Source organism: Corynebacterium sp. KPL4015 (assembly GCF_040225725.1).
GTDB lineage: Bacteria > Actinomycetota > Actinomycetes > Mycobacteriales > Mycobacteriaceae > Corynebacterium > Corynebacterium rhinophilum.
Genome location: NZ_JBEHGF010000066.1, coordinates 1 through 758 on the forward strand (window position 1 = coordinate 1; position 758 = coordinate 758).

Here is a 758-nt window from a genome sequence, read left to right on the forward strand (position 1 = left end):
CCAGACACTGAGCTTTATAAAAGACTTATGCAGGTTTTGCCTTATGTTGACGCCCGTCAAGCAGTGCCCGTCGAAGTTATCCCACAGCACGCGATAGACAAACGCATTAGTCCTCGATATTTATCCGTCGAGGAACGTGAACTTATCGCCGACTTGAACCGTCAAGGCCTAGGCGTGCGTGCTATTGCCCGGCATTTGGGTCGCTCACCGGGAACAATAAGCAAGGAAATGACACGCAACCGTGACGAATTTGGGTTGTATCTGCCGCATGCAGCTCATCGGAAGTCCGTGCTGCGCAGATTCCGGCCTAAGCCACGCAAACTGGACACACATGCAGCATTGCGTGATGCGGTGTGGGCGATGTTGAAGAAGCGATATTCACCGGTGCAGATTTCCCGAAGGTTGCGTCCAAACTTCCCTGACGATGACACTATGAGGGTGTGTCCTGAAACTATCTATATGTCGTTGTTCTTCCAAGCTAAAGGCGAGTTGAAGAAAGAAATCGCCGCATGTCTGCGCCAAGGCCGTGCTGTGAGAAAGCCACGCAACCAGCGTATTGCCCGCCAACGATTTAGCGACCCCATGGTGATGATTTCCGAACGACCAGCAACGGTTAACGACCGCGCTGTTCCAGGACAGTGGGAAGGCGACCTCATTTTGGGCAAGGAAAACAAATCAGCTATCGGCACGCTTGTAGAACGCAGCACCAGATACGTCATGCTGCTGCATCTGCCCAACGGGCATGGTGCTGTAAACGG

Annotated in this window: 1 protein-coding gene; it reads left to right on the forward strand. The window is 52.8% G+C overall.

Annotated elements, in window-relative coordinates; translation table 11 throughout:
• Positions 1-758: IS30 family transposase (locus ABRP64_RS11650; RefSeq protein WP_502880545.1), on the forward strand; the 758-nt coding region annotated here is incomplete at both ends.